The following is a 23,781-nucleotide window of genomic DNA, read 5'->3' as shown; positions in this document are numbered from 1 at the left end:
CGTTCATCAGCGTGATGAATGTTTGATAAAAAATGGTGTAACATGACAACAAAACGTGTGGCAGTGATTTTTCCTGGTCAAGGGTCGCAGACCATTGGCATGATGGATGAGCTTGCCGAGCATTTTAGTGTGGTAAAGACTACGTTTGACGAAGCAAGTGGTGCGTTGGGCGTGGATTTGTGGGAGATAACCCATGATGAGAGCCGTCTTAATAAGACCGAATTTACTCAGCCTGCTCTGCTCACAGCGAGCGTGGCGATTTGGCAGATTGTCAAAGACAAACTCTCGGCACAGGGGATAACACCGTTGTGCTTGGCAGGGCATTCGCTCGGTGAGTACTCGGCACTGGTGGTAAGTGGCGTGCTTAGCCTGACAGATGCGGTCAAGCTCGTGCATGAACGTGGTAAGCTCATGACAGGGGCGGTGGCAGGGATAGACACGCAGATGGCGGCGGTGCTGGGGTTAGATGATGAGCAGGTTGCCAGTCTGTGCGAAGATGCTACCGAAAACGCAGGCATTGTGGGTCCTGCCAACTTTAATAGCCCCGGACAAGTGGTGATTGCAGGCACACAAGTGGGTGTGAGCCATGTGCTGTCAGCGGTAGAGTCACTGGGCAAAAAGGCGGTGCCACTCAAAGTCTCTGTGCCGTCACACTGTGAGCTCATGAACCCTGCCAGCGACGCATTGGCAAAACTTTTGGATGCGACCGAATTTGCCACCGCCCAAATCCCTGTCATCCAAAACCGTCATGCCCAAGTGCATAAGCATGTCAGCGACATCAAGACCGCTCTCACCGAACAGCTCTCTATGCCAGTGCTGTGGTCACAAACCATGCAAAAACTTGCCGATAAACAAATCGATGTTGTGATTGAGTGCGGGCCGGGCAATGTCCTATCTAATCTTGCCAAACGTCAAGAGACACCGATTGTCGCTTTGCCAACGGACAAATTAGCACGTTTAGAAAAATTGGAGCAATTACATGAGTCGTAAGATTATCCTAGTCACAGGGGCGAGCCGTGGTATCGGGCGTGCCATTGCCGAGCAGTTTGCCAGTGAAGGGCATTTTGTCATTGGTACCGCCACCAGCGAGCGTGGGGCGGAAGCGATAGAAGAGTATCTGTCCGAGTCGGGGGGTATCGGGCGTGTGCTTGATGTCTGTGATGATGCGGCGATTGATAAACTCTTTGAAGAGATTGACAGCGTGTACGGCTCGGTCAATGTACTGGTCAATAACGCAGGCATTACCAAAGATGGTCTGCTCATGCGTATGAAAGATGAAGACTGGGCGAGCGTGCTTGATACCAACTTAACCGCCATCTATCGCATGAGTCGCCGTGCGGTGCGTGGCATGATGAAAGCCCGCTCTGGACGTATCATCAACGTCACATCCGTGGTCGGGCAGATGGGTAACGCAGGTCAGACCAACTATGCCGCATCCAAGGCAGGCGTGGAAGGCTTTACCCGTGCGTTGGCTCGTGAGATTGGCTCTCGTGGGGTTACGGTAAACTGTGTCGCCCCTGGTTTTGTCGAGACGGACATGACCGAAGAGCTAGACGAGCGTTTGGTAAACTCTATGCTAGATGCTGTACCGCTTGGGCGTATGGCTCAGCCTGAGGAGATTGCCGCAGCGGTGTCGTTTTTGGCAAGTGATGGGGCAAGCTACATCACAGGCGAAGTGTTGGCGGTCAATGGTGGCATGTACATGTGATTTGTCACGTGTATGTCACGATTTTATGTAAATTTGTGAACGAGCGTACTAATAGCACTTGCATAAATGACAAAAATGTTTTATCATACACAAGTTTTCAGTCATCAAATGATTGGTGCTGATTTTCCTAAATTCCCATGTTAAAAAGGATACTCTTATGAGCGATATCGAAGCCAAAGTAAAAGCAGCCGTTGCCGAGCAACTTAGCCTAAATGCTGACGAGATTAACAATGCAGCGTCTTTCATGGACGATCTAGGTGCAGACTCTCTTGACTTAGTGGAGCTTGTGATGGCGTTTGAAAATGAGTTTGGTATTACCATTCCTGACGAAGATTCAGCTGAGCTAACCACTGTTCAAAAAGCCATTGACTACGTGTCTGCCAAAGTGTAAATTAGGTAGAAGTCAAACACACGCCACTTTTTAGTTTTAAAAAGTGGTTTTTTTATTAGGGCGTGCCTGCCTTTTGTATTTGCAATGAAAAATGAGAAAAATCGCACGTTTTTCAAGGAAAAAGTGAAGTTTGATAGTCATTCTATCAAACGAGTTTTTGCCTTCGAGCCACAAGATTTAGCCATTTTTCATGCAAAAACACCATTTTATTTCTATGAAATTTCTAAATGTTAAAATGTGTTATAAAGAGCAGGCAAGCCCTACATAAGTATAACAATTTTACGCATAAATGCAGTGCAAATTTTTATCATTTTATACTAAGATATTAAGGAGTTTTAAGGATGGTTGCTGGATAAATCATCTAAACGTCAACACACTTTCTATCAAATTCAAATAAGGAGCCATCATGGGTATTTTTAGTTTTGCCAAAGACATCGGCGATAAAGTATTTAACCGTAACAAAAAAGAAGAGTCAGCCCCAGCCCCTGCGGCGACACCATCAGCTCCTGCTGAGCCAAATGCCCAAGAGATTGCCAACTTGCTACTGTCTCGTGTGCAAGCGAATGCCAAGATTGACGGCTTAAAAGTCAGCTACAATGGCGACACTGACACGGTGGTGCTGTCAGGTACCGCCGCTTCACAAGCCGACCGTGAAAAAGCGGTACTTGCCGCAGGTAACGTTCAGCACGTTGCCCAAGTGGACGACCAATTAACCGTAGCAACCCCTGAGCCTGAGTCTCGTTTTTATACCGTCAAATCAGGCGATACCCTATCTAAAATCGCCAAAGAAATGTACGGCAACGCCAATGAGTACAATAAAATCTTTGAAGCGAATCAGCCACTGTTATCTGACCCTAACAAAATCTATGTGGGACAAGTGTTGCGTATCCCTGCGTAATAACTGACCCATAAAAAAGACAAACTTCAATGTTTGTCTTTTTTATTTTTGGTGTGCTGATAATTTTAAAAGTTAATAATGGCATGAAACCATAAAACAAAACCACAAACTTGGGGGAGTTTGTGGTTTTATAGGGGTTTTGCTACTTGCGTTATCCATAAGGGCTTCCATGATATCAGCAGTCATCCATGTTGGCTTGTCCATTTGCCATCTCCTTGCTGATGGGTGTATTATGCCAAAATCTAGCCTCTAAGAAAATACGCCAATGTCATCAATGCGTGTAAGCATTTGCTTACAAGGTGCTTTTTTAAATCATTTGTCTTTTGCTAAATCGTTTGCCATAGCCAGATATTTTTGATGTAACGCATTGATTTGGCGGTATAAATTATCCAAACTGCCTGAATTATCTATCACGTCATCGGCATAGGATAGGCGTATATCTCGGCTTATTTGCTTATCAATGATTGCCAAAATGTCCTTATCGCCCTGTCCGTCTCGCTTGACAGCTCGCTGAACTTGCAACTCTGTCGGCACGTCCACAACCAAAATCCTATCACAAAGGGCGGTCAAGCCCTTATCATCGCCCTTGATACTCTCTAACAAAAGCGGGGCGGATAATATGGCGTAGGGGCTACTGGCGTGGTCAAGCTCATGCTTGATTTGGGTGCGTATGGCAGGGTGGGTGATGGCGTTTAGCGTGGCAAGTTTGGCAGGGTCAGCAAAGACAAGCTCACGCAGGTAAGTTCGGTTAAGCACGCCGTCCGTGAGAATATCCGCCCCAAAGGCGTGAGCAAGCTCGTCTAACACAGGTGAGCCTTTGGCGGTGATGGCGTGGCTGATGACATCAGCGTCTACCACATCTATGCCAAGCGTGGCAAAATGGTCGCTCACGGCAGTTTTTCCGCTACCGATACCGCCTGTTAAGCCGATGATAAAGGGGGATTTGGGGGTGTTTGGCATTTTGGTGTGGGATTTAGTTAAAAATGTAAAATTAACATAGCTTGATAAATTTTTCAATGAATTTAAACATTAAAATGATTAACATTACTTAATTAAAATGTTTTTTGCAATACGGGCGTGTAGGGGTGAATCACATTCGCCCTTATCAAGGTGGCAAATTTTAAATTCTTTCACGATAAATAAAAATGCTATAATACCCCAAATTTTTGGAAAAGAAATCATGAAAGTATTAGGTTTAGAAACGTCCTGTGATGAGACAGGGCTTGCCATTTATGACAGTGAATTAAACGGCGGTCAAGGTGGGGTGCTTGCCCAAGTGTTATATAGCCAGATTGAGCTACACGCCACTTATGGCGGGGTTGTGCCTGAGCTTGCCAGTAGAGACCACATTCGTAAACTTGTACCATTATTTAATGAGCTGCTGGATAAGGCAAATATCGCCAAATCCGACATTGATGCGGTCGCCTACACCAAAGGGCCGGGGCTGATTGGGGCGCTCATGACAGGAGCTTTATTTGGGCGGACGCTTGCCTATGGGCTTGGCGTGCCCGCCATTGGCGTTCATCACATGGAAGGACACCTGCTGGCTCCGATGATAGAAAATGATAAGGGGGTTAATTTTCCTTTTGTCTGTCTGCTCGTCTCGGGTGGTCATACCATGTTGGTGCGAGCAGACGGCGTGGGGCGGTATGAGATCTTGGGCGAGAGCATTGATGATGCGGTGGGCGAGTGTTTTGATAAAACCGCCAAAATGCTAGGGCTTCCTTACCCTGGGGGGCCAAACGTGGAGAGACTTGCCAAAGGGGGTAACCCCCATACCTATGATTTGCCACGTCCGATGATGGGTAAGGGGCTGGATTTTAGTTTTAGTGGCATGAAAACAGCCGTGCATAATCTCATCAAGGACACTAAAGGAAGTAATGACGACCCTGTGGTGCGGGCGGACATTTCGGCAAGTTTTCAGTATGCGGTGGTGGATACACTCGTCAAAAAATGCACCAAAGCCCTAAAACAAGCAGGGCTAACACAGCTTGTCATCGCAGGGGGTGTGTCCGCCAATGCGAGCCTACGCACGCATTTGGAGACCGCCCTTGCCAAAATGGGGGCGAGCGTGCATTATGCTCCCTTGCACCTATGCACTGATAACGGGGCGATGATAGCCTATGCAGGGTATTGCCGTCTTAGCATGGGGCAGACGGATGATTTGTCGGTGGCGTGCGTGCCACGGTGGAGTATGGAGACGTTAATTGCCCCACTGACCGACCACTAGTTGTCCATTATTTGATGAGATATAAATCACACACTTAACATTCATCAGGGAATTTCTATGTTTTTAGCTTATATTCACGCTCTTAATGCCAAATTTGCCACAGGGTTATCTACCGAACATACTTTTCGTGGCGACTTGCAAAACCTATTGGCAGGCATATTGCCGGCTGATTATGTGGTCATGAACGAACCAAAACGCCAAGCCTGTGGAGCACCCGATTATATTATTGAGAAAAACGGCATTGCGGTAGGATTTATTGAAGCCAAAGATATTGGCGATAAAGATTTATTGGGTGAAAAGAAAACAGGCAATAAAGCCCAATTTGACCGTTATAAATCGTCATTGCCCAATTTAATTTTTACCGATTATTTAACTTTTCATTTTTATCATAATGGTGAATTAAAACAATCCATTGAGATTGGTAAAGTTGAAAACAACAAAATCATTGCCCTAGAAAATAATTTCAGTTTGTTTGAAAATCTGATTAAAGATTTTGTTAAAACGACCGCCCAAACCATTAAAAGTCCCAAAAAACTTGCTGAAATGATGGCGAGCAAAGCCCGTCTTTTGGCAAATGTGATTGAGGAAGCCTTAAATAGTGATGATGAGAATCACGATAACAGCAGTTTGCACGACCAAATGCAAGGCTTTAAACAAATTCTCATTCACGACATTAGCAATAAAGGCTTTGCCGATGTTTATGCCCAAACCATTACTTATGGGTTATTTGCGTCTCGTTTGCATGATAATAGTTTAAATACTTTTTCTCGTCAAGAAGCGATGGAACTTATCCCAAAATCCAATCCATTTTTGCGTAATTTGTTTAGTTATATTTCTGGGGTGAATATTGATGACCGTATTAAATGGATTGTGGACAGTTTGGCGGAAGTATTTTTGCATTGCAATATCAAAGAGATTTTAAAAGATTATGGCAAAAGTACCAAAACCAACGAACCAATCATTCATTTTTATGAAACTTTTTTAAGTGAATATGATTCAGGACTGCGTAAGGCTCGGAGTGTATGGTACACCCCTGCTCCTGTGGTGGATTTTATTGTGCGGGCGGTGGACGATGTGTTAAAAAATGAATTTGGTTTAATGGACGGTTTGGCGGACGACAGTAAAACCACCATTGAAGTCAAAAGTCAAACCAAAGACGCTCGTTACAAAGATGGTATTTATCGTGAGAAAAAGGATATTCACAAAGTCCAAATCTTAGATCCTGCCACAGGTACAGGCACATTTTTATCGGCGGTGGTTCGGCATATTCACAATACGCAATTTGCCGGACAGCAGGGCGTATGGTCGTCTTATGTGGAAAATGATTTGATTCCCCGTTTAAATGGATTTGAAATTTTAATGGCAAGTTATGCGATGGCACATTTGCAATTGGATTTGTTATTAACCGAAACGGGTTATGTGCCAAATAAAACAGGTCAGCGTTTTAGAATTTATCTGACCAATAGCCTAGAAGAGTCCCATGCTGATACAGGTACGCTATTTACCAGTTGGCTATCCAATGAAGCAACCGAAGCCAACTTTATCAAACGAGATACGCCTGTGATGGTGGTGATGGGCAATCCGCCTTATAGTGGCGAAAGTGCCAATAAAGGCGAATGGATTATGAATTTAATGGACGATTATAAAAAAGAACCTAATAGTAAAGAGAAACTAAAAGAGAAAAACCCAAAATGGATAAATGATGATTATGTCAAATTTATCCGTTATGGGCAATATTTTATTGGAAAAAATAACAGTGGCGTATTGGCATTTATCAATCCGCACGGATTTTTGGATAATCCGACTTTTAGGGGAGTGCGTTATAGTCTGCTACAAGCCTTTGATAAAATCTATACTATTGATTTGCACGGCAATGCCAAAAAGAAAGAAACTGCACCAGATGGCAGTATAGATGAAAATGTGTTTGATATTATGCAGGGCGTTTCTATCAATATTTTTATCAAAACAGGTAAAAAGAAAAAAGACGAACTTGCCCAAGTGTATCATTATGATTTATATGGCAAACGAGAAGTCAAATATGATTTTTTAACGCAAAACAATTTGGCGGATATTGATTTTAATTTATTGGAAAATCACGCTCCTAATTACTTTATGGTTAAAAAGGATTTTGGTTTGCAAAAAGATTATGAAAAAGGTTTTGCAGTTAATGATTTGTTTTTGCTAAATAATGTTGGTATAGTAACTTCAAGAGATGGCTTTGTTATTGATTTCGAAAAGTCAATTTTAGAAAAAAGAATCAAAGATTTTTTTGAATTGGATAAAGAAAAAATTCAAAGAATGTATGATTTAAAAGAGAATAAAACTTGGAAAATTGACGAAGTAAAGCAAAAAATTGGTAATTTTAATGAAAAATTTATTGAAAATTATGTTTATCGCCCATTTGATATTCGTTCAATTTATTATCACGATTTAATGATTGAAAGAAGTAGAAATGAAGTTATGCAACATTTTTTAATTGGTAATAATATTGGATTGGTTTTTAAACTGGGTAATGCAGAAGAAAATTCTGTATCTGCGACGGTAACAAAAAATATTATTGATTTTAGAAGTTGGTCAAGAGCAGGAATGCAAGGTGGAGATTATGTTGCTCCCCTTTACCTATATTTCCCAACCCTTAACAAAAATAACGAAAGTCAATTAGAAAAATCTGCCAATTTTAACCCAGAAATTTTAAAGAAATTGGAAAACGCTTTAAAATTGCAGTTTGTATTAGAAAATGGCGATGATAAACAATTTACCGCCTTACAAGTATTGGATTATCTTTATGCGGTATTGCATTCGCCAACTTATCGTGAAACTTATCAAGAGTTTTTGAAAATTGATTTTCCACGCATTCCTTATCCCAAAAATAGCGATGAGTTTTTTAAATTGGCGACACTGGGCGGTGAACTAAGAGCCTTACATTTAATGACCGCCAAAGTATTGGACACGCCAATTACCGAATATCCTGTGGTGGGCGATAATGTGGTGGGTAAAATTAAATTTTTCCCCGATAATGAAACAACGGGCAAAGTTTATATTAATGACAGTCAATATTTTGATAAAGTGCCAAAATTGGCGTGGGAATTTTATATTGGCGGTTATCAGCCTGCACAAAAATGGCTAAAAGACAGAAAAGACAGGGCATTAACTCGCCACGACATTCGCCATTATGGGCGGATAATTGTGGCGTTATCTAAGACTGCCCAAATCATGCCAGTGATTGATGAGGCTTTGACTTTGTCATGAGTGGCGTAGAGCGTGGGCAGTTGGCGTGAATCAATCCGCCCACGCCATTTTTAATATCCCTGCAATCACAAAAGGCGTTATCATCACCGCCAAAATACTGCCCGCCCCGAGCATGGCAAGAATGGGCAAGCCATTTAGCCCTGTGGCGTGCAAATCGACCGCCCCTGTGGCAAAAATCAGCACAGGCAGTTGCATGGGTAGGGCGATGAGTGGCACAAGTGCCGCCCCGTTTTTTAGGGTCAATGTGAGCGAGCTTGCGATGGCGGACAGCATGAGAAGCATGGGTGAGCCGACCACGATAGAGACGGCAAGCATGAGTGTGTCGCCCATAGGCAAGCCAAACAGGGGTATCGCTAGAAATGACAACACCGCCACAAAGCCTGCACTAAACAGCCAATGCACCGCCAACCGCACGGCTACCCATGTGGCAAGTGGGGCGTTTGAGACGACAAGCTCGGCAAGCGTGCCATTGTCAAAATCGGGGCGAAACAGCTCTTCTATGCCCATGACGAGCGACAACAGCACCGCTATCCACACCGCCGAACTTGCTAAGCGTAACAGCGTGGCAGGCTCTGCCCCGATAGCCAAGGGAAACAGCGTGATGATAAGCAAAAACAGCACCAAGGGGTAGAGCCATTGCACCATCCCTTGACGTTTGATTTGCCATTCTCGTTGTAGTAGGGCTTTCATAGGGCAAACTCCGCTAAGTCTAGCACACGGTTTGCCCCTTGCATGGCTTGGTGGCTTGTGGCAAGCACCGCTCCGCCCATGTTTGCAAACTCGCCCATGCGTTTTTCTAATTTGGCGACCATTGCCACATCTAAGGCAGTCAAAGGCTCATCAAGTAGCCATAAGGGGGCATGGGTGGGGATCATGATAAACAGCCGTGCCAGTCCGATTCGTCTTTTTTGTCCTGCTGATAGCTGAACGCTGGACGTATCGCCCAAGCCATACAGTCCAACCATGTCTAGGGCGGTATCAATGGTGTCATTATCCGCTTGTACATCATACAGCGAAAACAAAAACCGTAAATTTTGGGCGACCGTCAAGGCAGGACTGATACCCAGCTGATGGGAGACGTACACCAGTGGGGATTTTTCTATCGTGCCGTGTGTGGTGGGGAGTAGTCCTGCGATTTGGTTAAGTAGGGTGGTCTTGCCCAGTCCGTTTTCGCCGACCAGATGACACACATCGCCTGCGTGTAGGGTAAGATTGACATCATCGCACAAGATAAAATCGCCCCGTCCAATGGCGACTTGGTGTAGTTGTAGGATTGCTGAATGGGTCATGGGGCTGTTCTTGATTATAAAGTGTTATCATAGCAAATTTTGGGGGAAATTTGAATGATGACGGCAAAAATGATGATTGTTTTGTGGGATTAAAAATGATAACCTGTGTTATCAGTTAAAAATGTTTAAAATATGCATTACTGCATAGTATTTATGAGTTTTTCATGTTATTTACCCCTATCATTGACAATACCCATGCCGTACATCATCGATATGTACGCACGTCTATCGTGGCATATTATTATGATAAACATATGACGGACGATTACTCGCCTATTGCCTTAGACCGACAGCGTATGGATAAAGCCATTCATGCTGATAGGGTTGCTTTGCCAAAAGGGCTGGAAAAATCACAAATTCATGCGTTTTTATTAAACCGTGCCAAACAAATTAACCATGCCTAAACAATCCTGATATAATACGCCCTGATGACAAACAGGGCTTTTTTATGACCGATATTCTACTTGGCGATGAATTTGTAAAAGAATATCCTAATTTTCCGCCCAATTTACAAAATGCGATTGTGGATTTTATTTATTTGGTTGAGCAACATGGATTTAACCATGCCATTTTTTGTCATTATAAAGGTAAAATCAGTCCGTCTTGGAAAAATCTATCGCCAACCGACCCCAATTATACCTATACCAATCATTTGTGGCATTATCACATTAGCATACCGTCCTACCGCCTAAGCCTAACGAGGCTTTATCACACGTCTGATATGGCGCTACACTTTATTTGGCATGAAAAGCAGGACAGTATCATCATCGTGGATTGTGCCGACCATTACCGTTATGATAAGTCATTTTGGTTGCCTGCACCACAGTATTTAACAGTAAGTAAATGATGATTTAAAATATGCCTTGTTAAAATTTGTCAAATTGAAAAATCTCCAAAAACCCCAAATAATGCTTTTTAATTCCCTTATTTTTTGTTATGCTAATTCTTGAAATACGCCCAAGAAATTTTAAAATTATTACAGACGCAATGATGTGTGGATGTAGGGGCGTGCTGAGCATGCCTTGTACGGTAATGTCATCAAAGGGTGTGCTCAGCACACCCCTACAAATCCGCGGTAAATATCAAGCTCGTTAGGCATACAACTTCTTAAAATACAACCAAGGCAATCTTATGTTTAAAAAAATCAAAAGTCTATTTAAAAAACCCAATTCCGACACGACAGCGGATAAAGTAGTGGACAAGGCAAAAGACACCCTAAAAACCGCCAAATCCAAACAAATCCTAACCGCTCCCACCGCCAAGCCCACATCGCACCCCATAACCCGTGACATCATGGCATGGCTTGACAAACAAGACTGGAAATACGACCACCGCTCACCTGATGACGGCGGACACACACATCATCTTATCATGGGCTTTACCGACCGTGAGAACGACTGGACGTGCGTGTTTCGTATCAACGAGGACAATCAGCTTGTCTCGGCATTTGGCATATTAGACGACAGCGTGCCTGTGAGTCATTATACCGCCATGCTTATGGAGATTGCCAAGATGAACATGAACGTAAGTTTTGGTGGGATTGAGTTTGACCCCACAGACGGCGAAGTGCGTGCCAAGATTGCCTTTGACGTGGAATTTAACCCATTAACCGACAAATCGCTCGGCTGTTATCTACAAGCTCTGGCAGGACTTACCGAAGTGGCTCGGGGTATTATGACGCTCGTGCTGGCGGACGATGAGCCAAGCCAGTTTGCAGGGGATTATGTGGACGTGGGCGATGAGATAAAGGCGGTTGTGGACGATGAAAAGCGGACGTTTTTTCTGCCCACCCACACCGCCCAATAATCTTTATGCCCTTTAAAATCGCTCATTGCCCCGAGTTTGCCCTGCCCTTGCCAGATGGACACCGTTTCCCCATGGCAAAATATGAACTTTTGCCCAAAAAACTGATTGCGGACGGCATTGCCACGCCCGAGCAGTTTTTTACCCCAAAAATGGCAAGCGTGAACGAGATTTTGACCACGCACACCGCCGACTATTGGCACGCCCTTGATAATCTGACTTTATCGCCCAAAGACTGCCGTAAAATTGGCTTGCCGATGAGCAAAGAGCTGATAGACCGTGAACGGCTGGTAGTTGGGGCAACCATAGAATGTGCCAAATTTGCATTAAATGACGGCATTAGCCTGTCCACTTCGGGCGGTACGCACCACGCCTTTGCCGACAGCGGGGAAGGCTTTTGTATTTTAAATGACATTTGTGTGGCGAGTAATGTGCTTTTAAATCAAGGACTTGCCAAACGTATTTTAATCCTTGACCTAGATGTTCATCAAGGCAATGGCAATGCGTCTATCATGGCGGACAATCCCCATGTTTTTGTGTTTAGTATGCACGGCAAAAAGAACTACCCCTTTATCAAACCGCTGTCCGACCTAGACATCGAGCTTGATGACGGGACGGGCGATGATGACTATTTGTCGCTGTTAAAATACCATTTGCCCAAAGTACTTGATGACTTTGCCCCTGATTTTGTGTTTTATCAAGCAGGGGTGGATGTGCTGGCTGACGATAGGCTTGGGCGGATAAATTTGACGATGAATGGGCTGTACGAGAGAGAGCGGTATGTGATTGAAACACTGTTTAATAGGCGACTACCAACGGTGGTAACGATGGGCGGTGGCTATGCCCCTGATATTAATATCATTGTACAGGGGCATAGTGTGGTGTTTGGGGTTAGTCAAGAAATATTTAAATTGCTTGCTTGATTAAACTCATAATATATTCTTTGTGCTGATTATTATGAATTTTTAATTCATAATCGCCAAGTCCGTGATGTCCAATATTGCTCACATCACGAGATAAACCCTTTTCGTCTTTTAATGTGCCAGTTTTGACATTTATCCAAAGTTTTAAGCCATCTTTTAATATGGCAATGGAACAAAAGTTGGATTTTATTTTAAAGCCAATATAAACTTTGGTGGCTTTTATTTCAACGTCATCTGCCAAATTTAAAATGGCAGTTTTAAACTCTTGATACAATTCTTTAATATCATCAGATTTGTTTTCCAAATGATATTCTTCATCGTAAGTTTTTGCTTCTTTAATAATATTAACAAGCTCATTATCATTATTAATTTCTTTGGGTTTTATTTGTTTAATACTTGGTGCGGATTTGCTTTTTGAAATTGGATTTATGATGACAATATCATTAAAGCGTTTTATTTCCCATAATTCAATGGCAAAATCTTTAAAATTGGTGGATTGTTTTTGGTCATCAGTAAAACTTGGAGCAACAAAAATAATTTTGCTTTGCGACCAATCCACATCCTCTCTTTTTAAATTCTCATTGAGACTTTCATTATATTCAATGATAAATTCGGCTTTATATTCTAGCATTAAATTAAGATAAGAAACCCCTTGATCTACCACGCTATAATTTTTGTCTCGTTTATATTCAATGATAACAAAACTTTGATTTTCTGGGTCATATGCTAATGTATCAATGCGTCTATTTTTAATGCTAAATTCGGATTTAACAAAAATTAACTCGCTAATTTGCGATAAATTAGTTTCGCATAAGGTTTGAATTTCTTTTTCTAGCAGAAAAGGGGTTTCAGATAAGGGAGTTAAATTATTATTTCTTAGATTAAACACATTCATTATACACTCCCAATAATTAAAATCTTTCATCAAATAGCATTTTAAATTGACCGAGTATTAACTGCCAATAAGCAATCGGCATTGTCCACTTTTTTCTAGCAACTTCTAAATATAAATACATTGCATTTAAAGCGATTTGATCACTACCAAAAGTTCTGTCTCGTTTTGCTACTGTTCTTAATCCAGAATTTAAACTTTCAATTGCATTGGTGGTGTATAGGACTTTTCTAAGTTCTGGAATGTACTCGTAAAATGGCGTTAAATTTTCCCAATTATGATACCAAGATTTTACCATTGCTGGATAATTATTTTGCCATTTGTCTGCCATTTCATTTAATCTTTTTTCTGCACTTTGTAATGTTGGTGCAGTGTAGATTGCTAATAAGTCCTTACTTAATTGACTCTGTTCTTTTCTTTTGACACACGCCAAACTTGCTCTTTTTTGATGTGCCATACATAATTGTACTTGTGTATCAGGATAAATGGCATTGATGGATTTGCTTAATCCCGATAAATTATCACAGCAAGCAATAAAAATATCTCGCACACCCCTATTTTTTAATTCACTTAATATGTTTGCCCATATTTTTGCTCCTTCATAATTTTCAATCCATAATCCCAATACTTCTTTACACCCTTCTAAATTTATTCCCAAAACAATATGAACAGACTTTTTCTTTTGAATGCCATTATCTTTTACCAAAATTCGCATTGCATCCATATAAATAATTGGGTAAATTGGGTCTAATTTTCTATCTCGCCATAATTCCATATCAGACATACTCATATTTATCAAAGTGGAGATATGATTTGCGGTAAGATGAATGTTTTTTAATTCTCTAAAATGTGATTGAATTTGTAATTGGCTTAGCCCTTTGGCATATAAGGAAAGAATTTCATCTTTTAATTCAATGGTTTGTTTATGACTTAATTTTAATGACTTGGCAAATAAATAATCAGAATATTCATTTTCATCAATATTATCTAATGACGCACAAATACCATTTTGAATGGCACTATCTATAATTTGACTGTGTAAATTTGCTAAAAGTCCGTTTTCGCCCAATAAATCTTGGTTATTTTTGCAATCTTTTAGTAATTCTGCAATAATATGTTCAGAAATTTTAGTTGTCATAAATTACCATTGTTTAAAAAATAAGGCAGTGGTTCAAAAAGTATGCTGTAACAAAAACTAAAAAGACAACTTAACCAAACAGTGGTAATTTACGGTTATGAAGACGACAATTACCATTACTTGCCCAAGTTGCCTATGTCATAGTATAAAGAAAAATGGCGTAAAAAGCTATGGCAAACAAAATTATTTTTGTAAAAATTGCCACAGACAGTTTGTCCAACAGTCAGAACTAAGCTACAAGGGCTGTTATTCGCACATAGACAACAAAATACGCTTAATGCTTGCTCGTGGGTGTAGCATTGCAGATATTGTGGTAATTGAACAAGTGAGCAAAGCAAAGGTGCTAAGTGTACTCACAAACAGCAACCACAAAATCAAACCCAAACAACAACATTACGACACCTTAGAAGTGGATGAGTTTTGGACTTATGTTGGTAACAAGAAAAACAAAGTTTGGCTCATCTATGCTTATGACAAAGGCACAGGTGAGATTGTTGCTTTTGTGTGGGGCAAACGAAACCTTGCTACTGCCAAAAAACTCAAAATACAACTTACCCAACTAGGCATTACTTTCAACAAAATTGCTTGTGATGATTGGGATAGCTTTTTAACTGCCTTTAAGCACTCTTTAAAACAAGTTGGTAAACGCTTTACTGTGGGTATTGAAGGCAATAACACCAGACTGAGAACCTTCGTCAGGCGAGCATTTAGGAGAACTTGCTGTTTTTCTAAAAAGCTAGAAAACCATTTCAAAGCATTTGAGTTGGTGTTTCATTATATTAACTATGGTTGGGTTTAGCATACTTTTTAGACCAGAGCCAAAAATAATAAATCAAATTTTAACAAAAATTTATGGAGTTGGCAAATGGATTTTTGGCTACGCCCCTGATATTGATGTCATTGTACAGGGGCGTAGTGTGGTGTTTAGGGTGGTTAAGGACTTAATTGCAATTAAATAGCACTAATCTGCTTACGAATTTTTTGTTTAAATTCATTTTTTAATACAGGTGTGATTTCGTGATAACGCCTTTTTGATAACTCTAAAAACTCTAATTCTTGCTCAATACCGATATAATTTCTATCCAACAATACACCAGCAATACCTGTTGTGCCAGAGCCTGAAAATGGATCTAAAATCAAATCATCTTTTTGGGTTGATGATAAGATAATGCGAGATAAAAGCCCAAGTGGTTTTTGAGTAGGGTGTTTACCCTGTGTCTTTTCCCAACTGCCCACCGCAGGCAATCGCCATATGTCTTTTTGTTGTTTGTCGCCATTTAATTTTTTCATCAAATCATAGTTAAAATAATGTGGTATCTTAGAATGTTTTCTTGCCCAAATTATCCATTCACTTGAATAGGTAAAATAACGGCAAGAAAAATTAGGCGGTGGATTAGGTTTTTCCCAAGTTATTATATTTAATATTTTAAAATTATTTTCTTTTAATACTTGACCAACGGTAAAAATATTATGGTGCGTACCACTTATCCAAATGGTTCCGTTATCTTTTAATAATTGTCTGGCTTGTGCTATCCATTCATGATTAAAATTATAAATACTAGCTTCATTGTCATTTTTATCCCATTCGCCTTTATTAACCGATTGAATAATGCTATTTTTAAAAGTTAATCCATCATTGGATAAAAAATAGGGCGGATCGGCAAATATCATATCTATGGAATTATCCTGAAAATGCGACATAAAATCAATGCAATTCCCCTGGTAGATATTAAAGTTTTTATCATCTGATTCAAAATAAGGTTTTATTCTCATTTTACCAATCCTTTATAACACCTTCGCTATTTAGCTGTTCAATAAAACCATGCAAAGTATATAAATTATAAACAGAAGGTATATGAGTATAGGCTTCTTGTAGTTTATTCTTGGCAGTTTTCCAGCCTTGACCATCGGTAATCCAAACAAATTCATACTGCGAATATTGATTGATTTTTGGGGCAACATCAGTATAAGCTCTGGCAACTTCATTTAATTTTGAGCCACCACTATTATAATAATTGGTTTCAATTACATAGGTTTTTCTTTTGGTTTTGATGACAAAATCAAATTGTTTGACATCAGCTCCCAAGCTTTCAATGTCTGTAAAAATGGTGTTTCTGACTTCTTTTTTATAATAAATATCTGCATTGTCAAATAATAATTGAACAGCTTTTGACATATTGTCTCCACCACGATTTTTTCGGGCATTAGTATCCAAACCCACTTCAATGCCAAACACATAATCAACTAAATTTTTGATGTTTTTATCTCTAAATACATCAGCAAGCCCTGTATTGTTAAGAAAATCTATAATTTTATCTGCTGATTGAAAGTAGCTATTTAATGTTACCACTTGACCTTTTTCATCTAGGCTTTTCTTTTGTTCCTTTTTTCTAACTGCAATCAGTATTTCTAAGATAGAAAACGCATTTGGGCATTCGGCGTATAAATCATAAACTGCTTGTTTTAAATCATCTTTTCCCAATAAATAATTAAGCTGGTTTAAGTGAATCTCAATTTGAGCGACATTCTTTTTTACTTTATCAAAATCAGTAAAATAATCCAAAGTAGTATTGGTTTCTGACATACTATTTAAAAAATCATCAAATGCTAATTTCATGTTAAACTCCGTTACTGACTATAATTTCATTTACCTTTTTGCGACCATTACTATTGGCACTAATGGTGCGGTTAGCTTGTATTCTCTCAATTTTAAAATCTTGATATAATTCATCAAAAAATTCATCAGATGAATTGGTATTTTTTGGATCGGAATTGCTTAATAAAAAATAATGACCCAACTTATCTATTTTTTTACAAAAATTTGCCAAGCGTTTTTGTTCATTATCATCAAAGCCATTATCAGAATAAGAAGTAAAACTTGCGGTATCACTAATCGGACGATAAGGCGGATCAAGGTAAAATAGGCAGGGAAAATTATTTGGCAAATGAGCCAAAACCAATTCAAAATCACCTGATAGTATTTTGGTGTTTTGTAGTTTTTTTGAAATATTTAAAATATTTTCTTTATCTACAAAAGTTGGTTTTTTATAACTACCAATGGGAACGTTGAATTGATTATTTTTATTAACACGATATAAGCCATTAAAAGCAGATTTGTTTAAAAAGATAAATAACCCTGCCTGCTCAATATCATTACTGGTTCTTTGATTAAAAACATCTCGTTTGTGATAAAAATAAGGTTTTTTACTTTCTAAATCAGTTAATTTATCATAATGACTTTGCAAATTTTCAATATATCCTATCAAATCATCGGGGTTGTTTTTAATAACTTGATAAACATTGATTAAATCGGCATTGCAATCATTGATGACAAGCTGTTTTAGATGTGGCAAATCGGACAATGCCCATAAGGACACCGCCCCACCACCAACAAAAGGCTCTACCAAACAAAAATCTTGTGAGTGAACAAAATCAGGCAAGCGTTTTTGAATTTCATCAAGCAAAGAATTCTTACCGCCCGCCCATTTTATAAAAGGTTTCATTTACTTTTTTCATCATTAAGTGGTGCATTAAGCAAATAGATTATAAAAATAATCTATTTGCCGTTGTTGGGATTACAAACTATCAACTGCCCCACCTGCTTCTCAATCTCCCTAATTTGCCCTTCTAACTCGGCAAGTTTCGCCTTTTCTGCCTCTACCACTTGGGCCGGGGCTTTGGCGATAAAGCCTTCATTGGATAGCTTCTTGCTGATTGCATCCGCTTGGGCTTGGAGTTTTTCACGCACTTTATTTAGGCGGTTAAGCTCGGCGGTTGGGTCAATTAAGCCTTTCATCGGCACCAGCACTTTTAGCGAACCAATCAAGGCTTGCGATGACAATGGAATCTCGTCATCATCGCTGACAATGGTTAGCATCTCAACTTTAGCAAGGGCTTTAAACTGGCTTTCAATGCGGGCAAGACTTGCTCTCTCTTCGTCCGTTACGCCTTGTAGTAGCACAGGCAGACGTACGGCATTGCCCAGTTTCATCTCGCCACGAATGTTTCGCACCGCACCGATAAGGCTTTGTAGCCATGCCATATCATTTTCGGCTTGCTCGTCAATGCGTTCATCGTCCGCCACAGGGAACGGAGCGAGCATGATACTCTCGCCTGTCTGCCCAAGCATGGGAGCAAGCGTTTGCCAAATCTCTTCGGTGATAAACGGCATAATGGGGTGTGTGAGACGCAAAGCGACTTCCAGCACTGACAACAGCACACGGCGAATCTCGGCTTTACGCTCATCAGATACGCTCTCATCGTTTAGGATAGGCTTGACAAGCTCCACATACCAGTCGCAGTATTCATTCCAAATAAAGTCATAAATAGATTGGCTTGCCAAGTCAAAACGATAGGTCTCAAACGCCAAGTTTACCGCTTGTTCGCATTTTTGTAGTCGGCTTATTATCCATTTTTCGGATAATTCCCACAGCTCGGGGCGGAGCGTGTCGCTGATTGGCTTGCCTTCTACGTTCATCAAGACAAAGCGAGTGGCGTTCCAAATTTTGTTGCAGAAGTTGCGATAGCCTTCCACACGTTTTAGGTCAAAATTGATGTCTCGCCCTGTACTGGCTAGACTTGCAAAGGTAAAACGCACCGCATCTGTGCCATAGGCAAGAATGCCTTCGGGGAACTCTTTGCGAGTGGCTTTTTCGATTTTAGCGGCATCTTTGGGGTTCATCAGCCCTGTCGTGCGTTTGGCGACCAGACTTTCAAGGTCAATACTATCAATCAAATCCAAGGGGTCAAGCACGTTGCCCTTGGATTTACTCATCTTTTGCCCTTCGCTATCACGCACCAAGCCGTGTACATAGACGGTATGAAATGGCACTTGTGGCTTGCCGTCCTTATCCTTGACAAAATGAAGCGTCATCATAATCATTCGGGCAACCCAAAAGAAAATGATGTCAAAGCCTGTAACTAGGACGCTTGTGGGGTGAAAATTTTGTAAAATGGCATTGTCAAAGTCGGCGTCCGTCCCTGTCCAGTCCAGCGTACTAAACGTCCACAAAGCGGAGCTAAACCAAGTATCTAGCACGTCTTCATCTTGACGAAGGGAGGTATCGCCCAAGTTATATTTGGCACGCACTTCATCTTCATCACGCCCCACATAGACACCGCCATTATCATCATACCACGCAGGAATGCGGTGTCCCCACCACAGCTGACGGCTGATACACCAGTCTTGAATATCACGCATCCACGCCATGTACATATTGGTATATTGTTCTGGGACAAATTTAATATCGCCATTTTGCACCGCATCTATCGCAGGTTTAGCAAGCTCATCAATTTTGACATACCATTGGTCGGTAAGTAATGGTTCAATGACTGTACCAGAGCGGTCGCCATAGGGGCGTTTTAATTCGTGGGGTTCTACTTTTTCTAAAAAGCCGTGCGTTTCTAGGTCGGCAATGATGTTTTTACGAGCGTCAAAGCGGTCAAGCCCTTGATAAGCAGGCGGACAATTTTCGTTCATCGTGCCGTCAAGGTTCATTAGGTTAATAATCTCAATGTTTTGGCGTTCGCCCACTTCATAGTCATTAAAATCGTGGGCAGGGGTAATTTTTACGCACCCTGTACCAAATTCAGGGTCAGGATAAGGGTCAGCCAGCACAGGAATGACACGGTCGGTTAAAGGCACGTGAACCATTTTGCCCAAAATGTGCGTATATCGCTTATCATCAGGGTGTACCGCCAAACAGCCGTCTGCCAAAATGGTCTCTGGGCGAGTGGTGGCAATGTGCATATACTTGCCGTCAAGGCTTGCTCCATTGGCGTCCGTTTGCCCAGCGGCAAAAGGATAGCGAACGTGATACATAAAGCCTTTTTCATCACGATTTTCCACTTCCAAATCACTAATGGCGGTTTTTAATTTACAGTCCCAATTGACAAGGCGTTTTTTACGATAAATCAACCCTTCATCATACAGGCGGACAAAGACTTCTTTGACCACTTTGGACAAATCATCGTCCATGGTAAAGCGTTCACGAGACCAGTCCACGGACGAGCCTAGACGGCGGATTTGACGAGTGATGTTGCCACCTGACTGCCCTTTCCATTCCCACACTTTTTCAATGAACTTCTTACGCCCCAAGTCATGACGGCTAATGCCGTCTAAGCCTAGCTGACGCTCCACCACCATTTGCGTGGCGATACCAGCGTGGTCGGTACCTGGTTGCCATAGGGTGTTGTAGCCTTTCATGCGATGAAAGCGAGTCAGAGCGTCCATAATGGTGTTGTTAAAGCCATGTCCCATATGGAGCGAGCCTGTTACGTTTGGCGGAGGAATTGCGATAGAGAAGGATTTTGGCTTATCAAGGGTGGGGCGAAAATAGCCCTTGTCTTCCCAAGTGGTGTACCATTTTTGTTCAATGTCGGACGGGGTGTAGGTGGTGGGTAGGGTCATGAGAGTACCTTTAAATGCTTTGAATTAACTATAAAAATAAAAACCCCTAATTTTACCGTAAAATTGGGGGTTTGGGAAAGGGTATTTTTGTTTATTGGAGTAATTTTGACAGTATACTCAGATTGGATTGCAAATGAAAAGATAAGCATTTGCCCCAAAAATTTGCTAAAATAAGCGGTTATTTGCTCCAACTGTTTATCATGACTTACCAATCAAACCCTGTCACCACACCAACCGTCGGCATCGCCAAGCGTGCCACTCGCCAAAAAATCGCCACCAAAAAACACCTACCGCTCATCATTCCTATCCTGCTATGTCTGGGGGCAGGGGCGATGTTCTCACTGTCGCTTGCTCCCTATAAGCTATGGACGATAGCCGTACTCTCGCCCATGGTGCTATACGCTTGCCTAGTGGGTGAAGATAGGGCAGGGCGTGCGTTTTGGATAGGGCAGGCGTATGGGTTTGGGCTGTGGGCGGTGGGTGCGTTTTGGCTCTACACATCCATTCATGAGTACGGCAACATCCCGACATGGCTTGCCCTTATCATGATAGCTTTGATGGCGTTTATCATGGGGCTGTTTCATGCGGTCATGGCGTGGGCATTTGTGCGTTTTGTGGGTCGTCAGCCGTTGGCATTTGCGTCGTTGTGGGTGGTACAAGAATGGGCAAAGACATGGTTACTGACTGGTTTTCCGTGGCTGTTTGTGGGTTATGCCTTTACTGATGTGGCATGGATAAGTTCACTGGCACCGATGTTCGGGGTGCTTGCCATTAGCTTTGTGGCGGTGCTGTTCGGGGCGAGTGTGGTGGAAGTCTTTCGCCAAAAACTGGGCTTTTTGCTCATTAGTGCTTTTTTGGTGCTGTTTGCCATGATGATGTGGGTCATCAGCCCCAAATGGACCACCCCTACGGGCGAGAAACTATCCATGTCCTTGATACAGGGCAATATTCCCCAAGATTTAAAATGGCTGACCGAGTACCGCTACGAGACCCTAAGAATCTATGCCGAGCTGTCAGCGAGCGAGTGGGGGCAAGATGTCGTGGTGTGGCCTGAGGCGTCCATTCCCATGTTCCAAGATGAGGCGTGGGAGTTTATCAACGAGGTGCATACGCACGCGCGCATGCAGGGGGCGACGTGGGTCATGGGCATTCCCTATAAGGATGTGGAAAACTTTGACCCTGCCACACGAGAATATCCGCATTTGTATAACAGTGTGTTGGCACTGGGCGAGGACAGTGGCGGTCTGTATAAAAAACAAAATCTTGTCCCTTTTGGCGAGTACATTCCTTTTGAGGGGATGTTGAATATTTTACCTGATTTGGCAGGCATGCAAGATGTGGCCAGTTTTAGCCGTGGCGATGACAACCAAAAGCCACTACTGGTCAAAAATCAGCCCATGGGGTCGGCGGTGTGCTATGAAGTGGCATACCCTGACACCACTCGCAAAAATGCCAAAGACACCCAATTTCTCTTGACCGTCTCAAATGATGCATGGTTTGGCACAAGTGCAGGCCCTTTGCAGCACCTACAAATGGTGCAAATGCGAAGCATGGAGACAGGGCGGTGGTTCGCACGAGCGACCAACACGGGGGTGACGGCTTTTATCGATGATAAGGGACGTATCGTCAGCCAAGCGACCCCCTTTGTGCCGACCGTCCTGCGTGGGGAGGTGCCAATGATGACGGGGGTGACGCCTTTTATGCGATGGGGCAGTTACCCGATACTGCTGTTGGCGTTCATTTTGGTCGGGCTTAGCTTTATCGTCAAACGCCAAAGTCGCTATGATGCCAGTCATGAGCTGTATTATCAGGGTGAGGGTGTGCGAGATTGATGGCATAAAAATGTAAAAATTACCCATAATTTTAATGGGGGATTGTACAAAATGGTAAAAATTGGTATATAATAGGGCAAAGTTTATTTCGTTTAAAAACAAAACTCACGCATTTGATGAGTGATTTTTAAAATGTTAAATAAAATCAAATGCCAAATAAATGGTTAAATCAAACCCATCAACACGACAGGTGATTTATGGCACACGCACATGATGCTTCTGAAAACAACCCAACCAAAGAAATCATTCATGCTTTGATTGGCGTGGTTCTACTTTTGGTGATTATCGGCGGTATTGCCGTTTTTGCATGGTTACGCCCAGCAGGCAATCATGAGCCTGCAATCGTCTCAGCCACACCTGCGGGCAGAGCCTTGGATGAACTTGCTCAAAAAGAGGCAAACCCGACTGATGCCCAAAAAGCAGAAGCTGTGGCAGAAGCGACCGCACCGGATGCGACCGCAGATACTCCTGCCAGCCCCGCCTCAGAGCAAGAAGCAGCTGCCCAAGTAGCGGATTCAAATGGCGATGCCCAAACACCTGTCCAAGACAAAGTGGTAGAGGATAAACCTGTTGCCAGTGACGTGGCAACAAGCGGTGCACCACATGACACAACAGCCGAAGATAAAGCTGCCGACAACACAGCAACTGCCGAAGCAGAGCCAAAAGCAGAAAAAACAGCCAACTGATTGGCGGATATAAACCCACGCCATGCTAAAGGTCAGTTTGGGGTGGGTTTTTTGTTTGTATTTGACAAGGTAATAAACTTGAATCGATGAGGTAAATCCTGCACTTTATCCAAATTTTTCAGCAATCATTTGTAAAATTTGTTATCATGTACAAAGGTGTGTTGAACTTTAACATTTGTAATAAAAAACAAGATTTAGCCATTTTTCATGCAAAAATGGATTGAAATTGTCAACTTTTACCATATCTATAAGAATGTTATCAATGTTCAACACGCCCTAATAAATTTCCTACAAAACTCCAAATTAAAAACCGTTCATGGTGAGATTGGAAAA

Annotated in this window: 22 protein-coding genes; 13 read left to right on the top strand and 9 right to left on the bottom strand. The window is 41.8% G+C overall.

All coding sequences use genetic code 11. The annotated features are described in order from the left end of the window. The first annotated feature begins 42 nt into the window (after positions 1–42). From fabD to lysM, 4 genes are all read left to right on the top strand, one after another. Positions 43–990: an ACP S-malonyltransferase gene (gene fabD, locus LP107_RS12430; protein WP_078275226.1), complete on the top strand. Its 948-nt coding sequence runs from the start codon at positions 43–45 to the stop codon at positions 988–990. Next, positions 980–1,708 (top strand): 3-oxoacyl-ACP reductase FabG, encoded by a 729-nt coding sequence (fabG, locus tag LP107_RS12425; RefSeq protein WP_029103912.1) that lies wholly within the window; start codon positions 980–982, stop codon positions 1,706–1,708. The genes fabD and fabG overlap by 11 nt, the downstream gene beginning before the upstream one ends. Before the next feature lie 157 nt (positions 1,709–1,865). Continuing rightward, positions 1,866–2,099, top strand: a complete 234-nt coding sequence (acpP, locus tag LP107_RS12420; RefSeq protein ID WP_029103911.1) for an acyl carrier protein — start codon at positions 1,866–1,868, stop codon at positions 2,097–2,099. A gap of 406 nt (positions 2,100–2,505) precedes the next feature. Beyond that, complete coding sequence (gene lysM / locus LP107_RS12415) at positions 2,506–2,997, top strand: peptidoglycan-binding protein LysM (protein WP_078275213.1); 492 nt, start codon at positions 2,506–2,508, stop codon at positions 2,995–2,997. 312 nt (positions 2,998–3,309) lie between these two features. On the opposite strand, the gene coaE is transcribed toward lysM, so the two are convergent. Next, entirely contained in the window at positions 3,310–3,957 is a 648-nt protein-coding gene (gene coaE / locus LP107_RS12410; RefSeq protein ID WP_115369352.1) for a dephospho-CoA kinase, read from the bottom strand. Positions 3,958–4,177: 220 nt separating this feature from the next. Here coaE and tsaD point away from each other — a divergent pair, with 220 nt between their 5' ends. Both tsaD and LP107_RS12400 read left to right on the top strand, forming a co-directional pair. After that, positions 4,178–5,227 carry a tRNA (adenosine(37)-N6)-threonylcarbamoyltransferase complex transferase subunit TsaD gene (gene tsaD / locus LP107_RS12405; RefSeq protein ID WP_078275212.1) on the top strand — a complete coding sequence of 350 codons (1,050 nt, stop codon included), beginning with the start codon at positions 4,178–4,180 and terminating at the stop codon, positions 5,225–5,227. Positions 5,228–5,278: 51 nt separating this feature from the next. Beyond that, positions 5,279–8,476, top strand: a complete 3,198-nt coding sequence (locus LP107_RS12400) for a type ISP restriction/modification enzyme (RefSeq protein WP_264676322.1) — start codon at positions 5,279–5,281, stop codon at positions 8,474–8,476. 30 nt (positions 8,477–8,506) lie between these two features. Here the strand turns inward: LP107_RS12400 and LP107_RS12395 are convergent, their stop codons facing one another. Continuing rightward, positions 8,507–9,166 carry a heme exporter protein CcmB gene (locus tag LP107_RS12395; RefSeq protein WP_264676076.1) on the bottom strand — a complete coding sequence of 220 codons (660 nt, stop codon included), beginning with the start codon at positions 9,164–9,166 and terminating at the stop codon, positions 8,507–8,509. Then, a complete protein-coding gene (ccmA, locus tag LP107_RS12390) occupies positions 9,163–9,765 on the bottom strand; it encodes a heme ABC exporter ATP-binding protein CcmA (protein ID WP_078275209.1) in 603 nt (200 codons plus the stop codon). Before ccmA ends, LP107_RS12395 begins: the two co-directional genes overlap by 4 nt. 164 nt (positions 9,766–9,929) lie before the next feature. Between ccmA and LP107_RS12385 the strand changes: the two genes are divergently transcribed. The 4 genes from LP107_RS12385 (at position 9,930) to LP107_RS12370 (ending at position 12,491) form a co-directional block, all read left to right on the top strand. Next, complete coding sequence (locus tag LP107_RS12385; RefSeq protein ID WP_078275208.1) at positions 9,930–10,169, top strand: hypothetical protein; 240 nt, start codon at positions 9,930–9,932, stop codon at positions 10,167–10,169. Positions 10,170–10,213: 44 nt separating this feature from the next. Then, positions 10,214–10,612: a hypothetical protein gene (locus LP107_RS12380; RefSeq protein ID WP_078275207.1), complete on the top strand. Its 399-nt coding sequence runs from the start codon at positions 10,214–10,216 to the stop codon at positions 10,610–10,612. 284 nt (positions 10,613–10,896) lie between these two features. Further along, positions 10,897–11,571: a type III secretion system chaperone family protein gene (locus LP107_RS12375; RefSeq protein ID WP_078275205.1), complete on the top strand. Its 675-nt coding sequence runs from the start codon at positions 10,897–10,899 to the stop codon at positions 11,569–11,571. A 5-nt stretch (positions 11,572–11,576) separates the two neighbouring features. Continuing rightward, a complete protein-coding gene (locus LP107_RS12370; RefSeq protein WP_264676077.1) occupies positions 11,577–12,491 on the top strand; it encodes a histone deacetylase family protein in 915 nt (304 codons plus the stop codon). Here the strand turns inward: LP107_RS12370 and LP107_RS12365 are convergent. Both LP107_RS12365 and LP107_RS12360 read right to left on the bottom strand, forming a co-directional pair. Further along, positions 12,475–13,386: a DUF5655 domain-containing protein gene (locus LP107_RS12365; RefSeq protein ID WP_078275224.1), complete on the bottom strand. Its 912-nt coding sequence runs from the start codon at positions 13,384–13,386 to the stop codon at positions 12,475–12,477. The genes LP107_RS12370 and LP107_RS12365 overlap by 17 nt on opposite strands. Positions 13,387–13,402: 16 nt before the next feature. After that, positions 13,403–14,521, bottom strand: coding sequence for an IS256 family transposase (locus tag LP107_RS12360; RefSeq protein ID WP_078275203.1), 1,119 nt, complete (start codon positions 14,519–14,521; stop codon positions 13,403–13,405). Positions 14,522–14,618: 97 nt separating this feature from the next. Here LP107_RS12360 and LP107_RS12355 point away from each other — a divergent pair, with 97 nt between their 5' ends. Continuing rightward, positions 14,619–15,320, top strand: a complete 702-nt coding sequence (locus tag LP107_RS12355) for an IS1 family transposase (RefSeq protein WP_078275358.1) — start codon at positions 14,619–14,621, stop codon at positions 15,318–15,320. Between the two features lie 152 nt (positions 15,321–15,472). On the opposite strand, the gene LP107_RS12350 is transcribed toward LP107_RS12355, so the two are convergent. Genes LP107_RS12350 through LP107_RS12335 form a run of 4 tightly spaced genes read right to left on the bottom strand, consistent with a single transcriptional unit; the run spans position 15,473 to position 20,930 of the window. Beyond that, positions 15,473–16,294 carry a DNA-methyltransferase gene (locus LP107_RS12350; protein ID WP_078274861.1) on the bottom strand — a complete coding sequence of 274 codons (822 nt, stop codon included), beginning with the start codon at positions 16,292–16,294 and terminating at the stop codon, positions 15,473–15,475. A 1-nt stretch (position 16,295) separates the two neighbouring features. Next, a complete protein-coding gene (locus LP107_RS12345) occupies positions 16,296–17,138 on the bottom strand; it encodes a type II restriction endonuclease (RefSeq protein WP_078274860.1) in 843 nt (280 codons plus the stop codon). A gap of 1 nt (position 17,139) precedes the next feature. Then, positions 17,140–18,024, bottom strand: coding sequence for a DNA adenine methylase (locus tag LP107_RS12340; RefSeq protein WP_078274859.1), 885 nt, complete (start codon positions 18,022–18,024; stop codon positions 17,140–17,142). 53 nt (positions 18,025–18,077) lie between these two features. Continuing rightward, on the bottom strand, positions 18,078–20,930 hold the full coding sequence (locus tag LP107_RS12335) for a valine--tRNA ligase (RefSeq protein WP_115368724.1): 2,853 nt from the start codon (positions 20,928–20,930) through the stop codon (positions 18,078–18,080). Between the two features lie 200 nt (positions 20,931–21,130). Here LP107_RS12335 and lnt point away from each other — a divergent pair, with 200 nt between their 5' ends. Together lnt and LP107_RS12325 are read left to right on the top strand one after the other, a co-directional pair. Beyond that, positions 21,131–22,762 (top strand): apolipoprotein N-acyltransferase, encoded by a 1,632-nt coding sequence (gene lnt, locus LP107_RS12330; protein WP_078274864.1) that lies wholly within the window; start codon positions 21,131–21,133, stop codon positions 22,760–22,762. A 197-nt stretch (positions 22,763–22,959) separates the two neighbouring features. Next, a complete protein-coding gene (locus LP107_RS12325) occupies positions 22,960–23,448 on the top strand; it encodes a flagellar basal body-associated FliL family protein (RefSeq protein ID WP_112742679.1) in 489 nt (162 codons plus the stop codon). Positions 23,449–23,781: the final 333 nt, after the last annotated feature.

Origin of the sequence: Moraxella bovis, assembly GCF_025985205.1 — a bacterium.
Classification (GTDB): domain Bacteria; phylum Pseudomonadota; class Gammaproteobacteria; order Pseudomonadales; family Moraxellaceae; genus Moraxella; species Moraxella bovis.
The sequence above is the reverse complement of the archived record's forward strand: the minus strand, read 5'-3'. Positions and strand labels throughout refer to the sequence as shown.

Coding starts and splice junctions, on each gene's coding strand:
- fabD (WP_078275226.1), top strand. CDS start 43: ATGACAACAAAACGTGTGGCAGTGATTTTTCCTGGTCAAGGGTCGCAG.
- fabG (WP_029103912.1), top strand. CDS start 980: ATGAGTCGTAAGATTATCCTAGTCACAGGGGCGAGCCGTGGTATCGGG.
- acpP (WP_029103911.1), top strand. CDS start 1,866: ATGAGCGATATCGAAGCCAAAGTAAAAGCAGCCGTTGCCGAGCAACTT.
- lysM (WP_078275213.1), top strand. CDS start 2,506: ATGGGTATTTTTAGTTTTGCCAAAGACATCGGCGATAAAGTATTTAAC.
- coaE (WP_115369352.1), bottom strand. CDS start 3,957: ATGCCAAACACCCCCAAATCCCCCTTTATCATCGGCTTAACAGGCGGT.
- tsaD (WP_078275212.1), top strand. CDS start 4,178: ATGAAAGTATTAGGTTTAGAAACGTCCTGTGATGAGACAGGGCTTGCC.
- LP107_RS12395 (WP_264676076.1), bottom strand. CDS start 9,166: ATGAAAGCCCTACTACAACGAGAATGGCAAATCAAACGTCAAGGGATG.
- ccmA (WP_078275209.1), bottom strand. CDS start 9,765: ATGACCCATTCAGCAATCCTACAACTACACCAAGTCGCCATTGGACGG.
- LP107_RS12385 (WP_078275208.1), top strand. CDS start 9,930: ATGTTATTTACCCCTATCATTGACAATACCCATGCCGTACATCATCGA.
- LP107_RS12380 (WP_078275207.1), top strand. CDS start 10,214: ATGACCGATATTCTACTTGGCGATGAATTTGTAAAAGAATATCCTAAT.
- LP107_RS12375 (WP_078275205.1), top strand. CDS start 10,897: ATGTTTAAAAAAATCAAAAGTCTATTTAAAAAACCCAATTCCGACACG.
- LP107_RS12370 (WP_264676077.1), top strand. CDS start 11,577: ATGCCCTTTAAAATCGCTCATTGCCCCGAGTTTGCCCTGCCCTTGCCA.
- LP107_RS12365 (WP_078275224.1), bottom strand. CDS start 13,386: ATGAATGTGTTTAATCTAAGAAATAATAATTTAACTCCCTTATCTGAA.
- LP107_RS12360 (WP_078275203.1), bottom strand. CDS start 14,521: ATGACAACTAAAATTTCTGAACATATTATTGCAGAATTACTAAAAGAT.
- LP107_RS12355 (WP_078275358.1), top strand. CDS start 14,619: ATGAAGACGACAATTACCATTACTTGCCCAAGTTGCCTATGTCATAGT.
- LP107_RS12350 (WP_078274861.1), bottom strand. CDS start 16,294: ATGAGAATAAAACCTTATTTTGAATCAGATGATAAAAACTTTAATATC.
- LP107_RS12345 (WP_078274860.1), bottom strand. CDS start 17,138: ATGAAATTAGCATTTGATGATTTTTTAAATAGTATGTCAGAAACCAAT.
- LP107_RS12340 (WP_078274859.1), bottom strand. CDS start 18,024: ATGAAACCTTTTATAAAATGGGCGGGCGGTAAGAATTCTTTGCTTGAT.
- LP107_RS12335 (WP_115368724.1), bottom strand. CDS start 20,930: ATGACCCTACCCACCACCTACACCCCGTCCGACATTGAACAAAAATGG.
- lnt (WP_078274864.1), top strand. CDS start 21,131: ATGACTTACCAATCAAACCCTGTCACCACACCAACCGTCGGCATCGCC.
- LP107_RS12325 (WP_112742679.1), top strand. CDS start 22,960: ATGGCACACGCACATGATGCTTCTGAAAACAACCCAACCAAAGAAATC.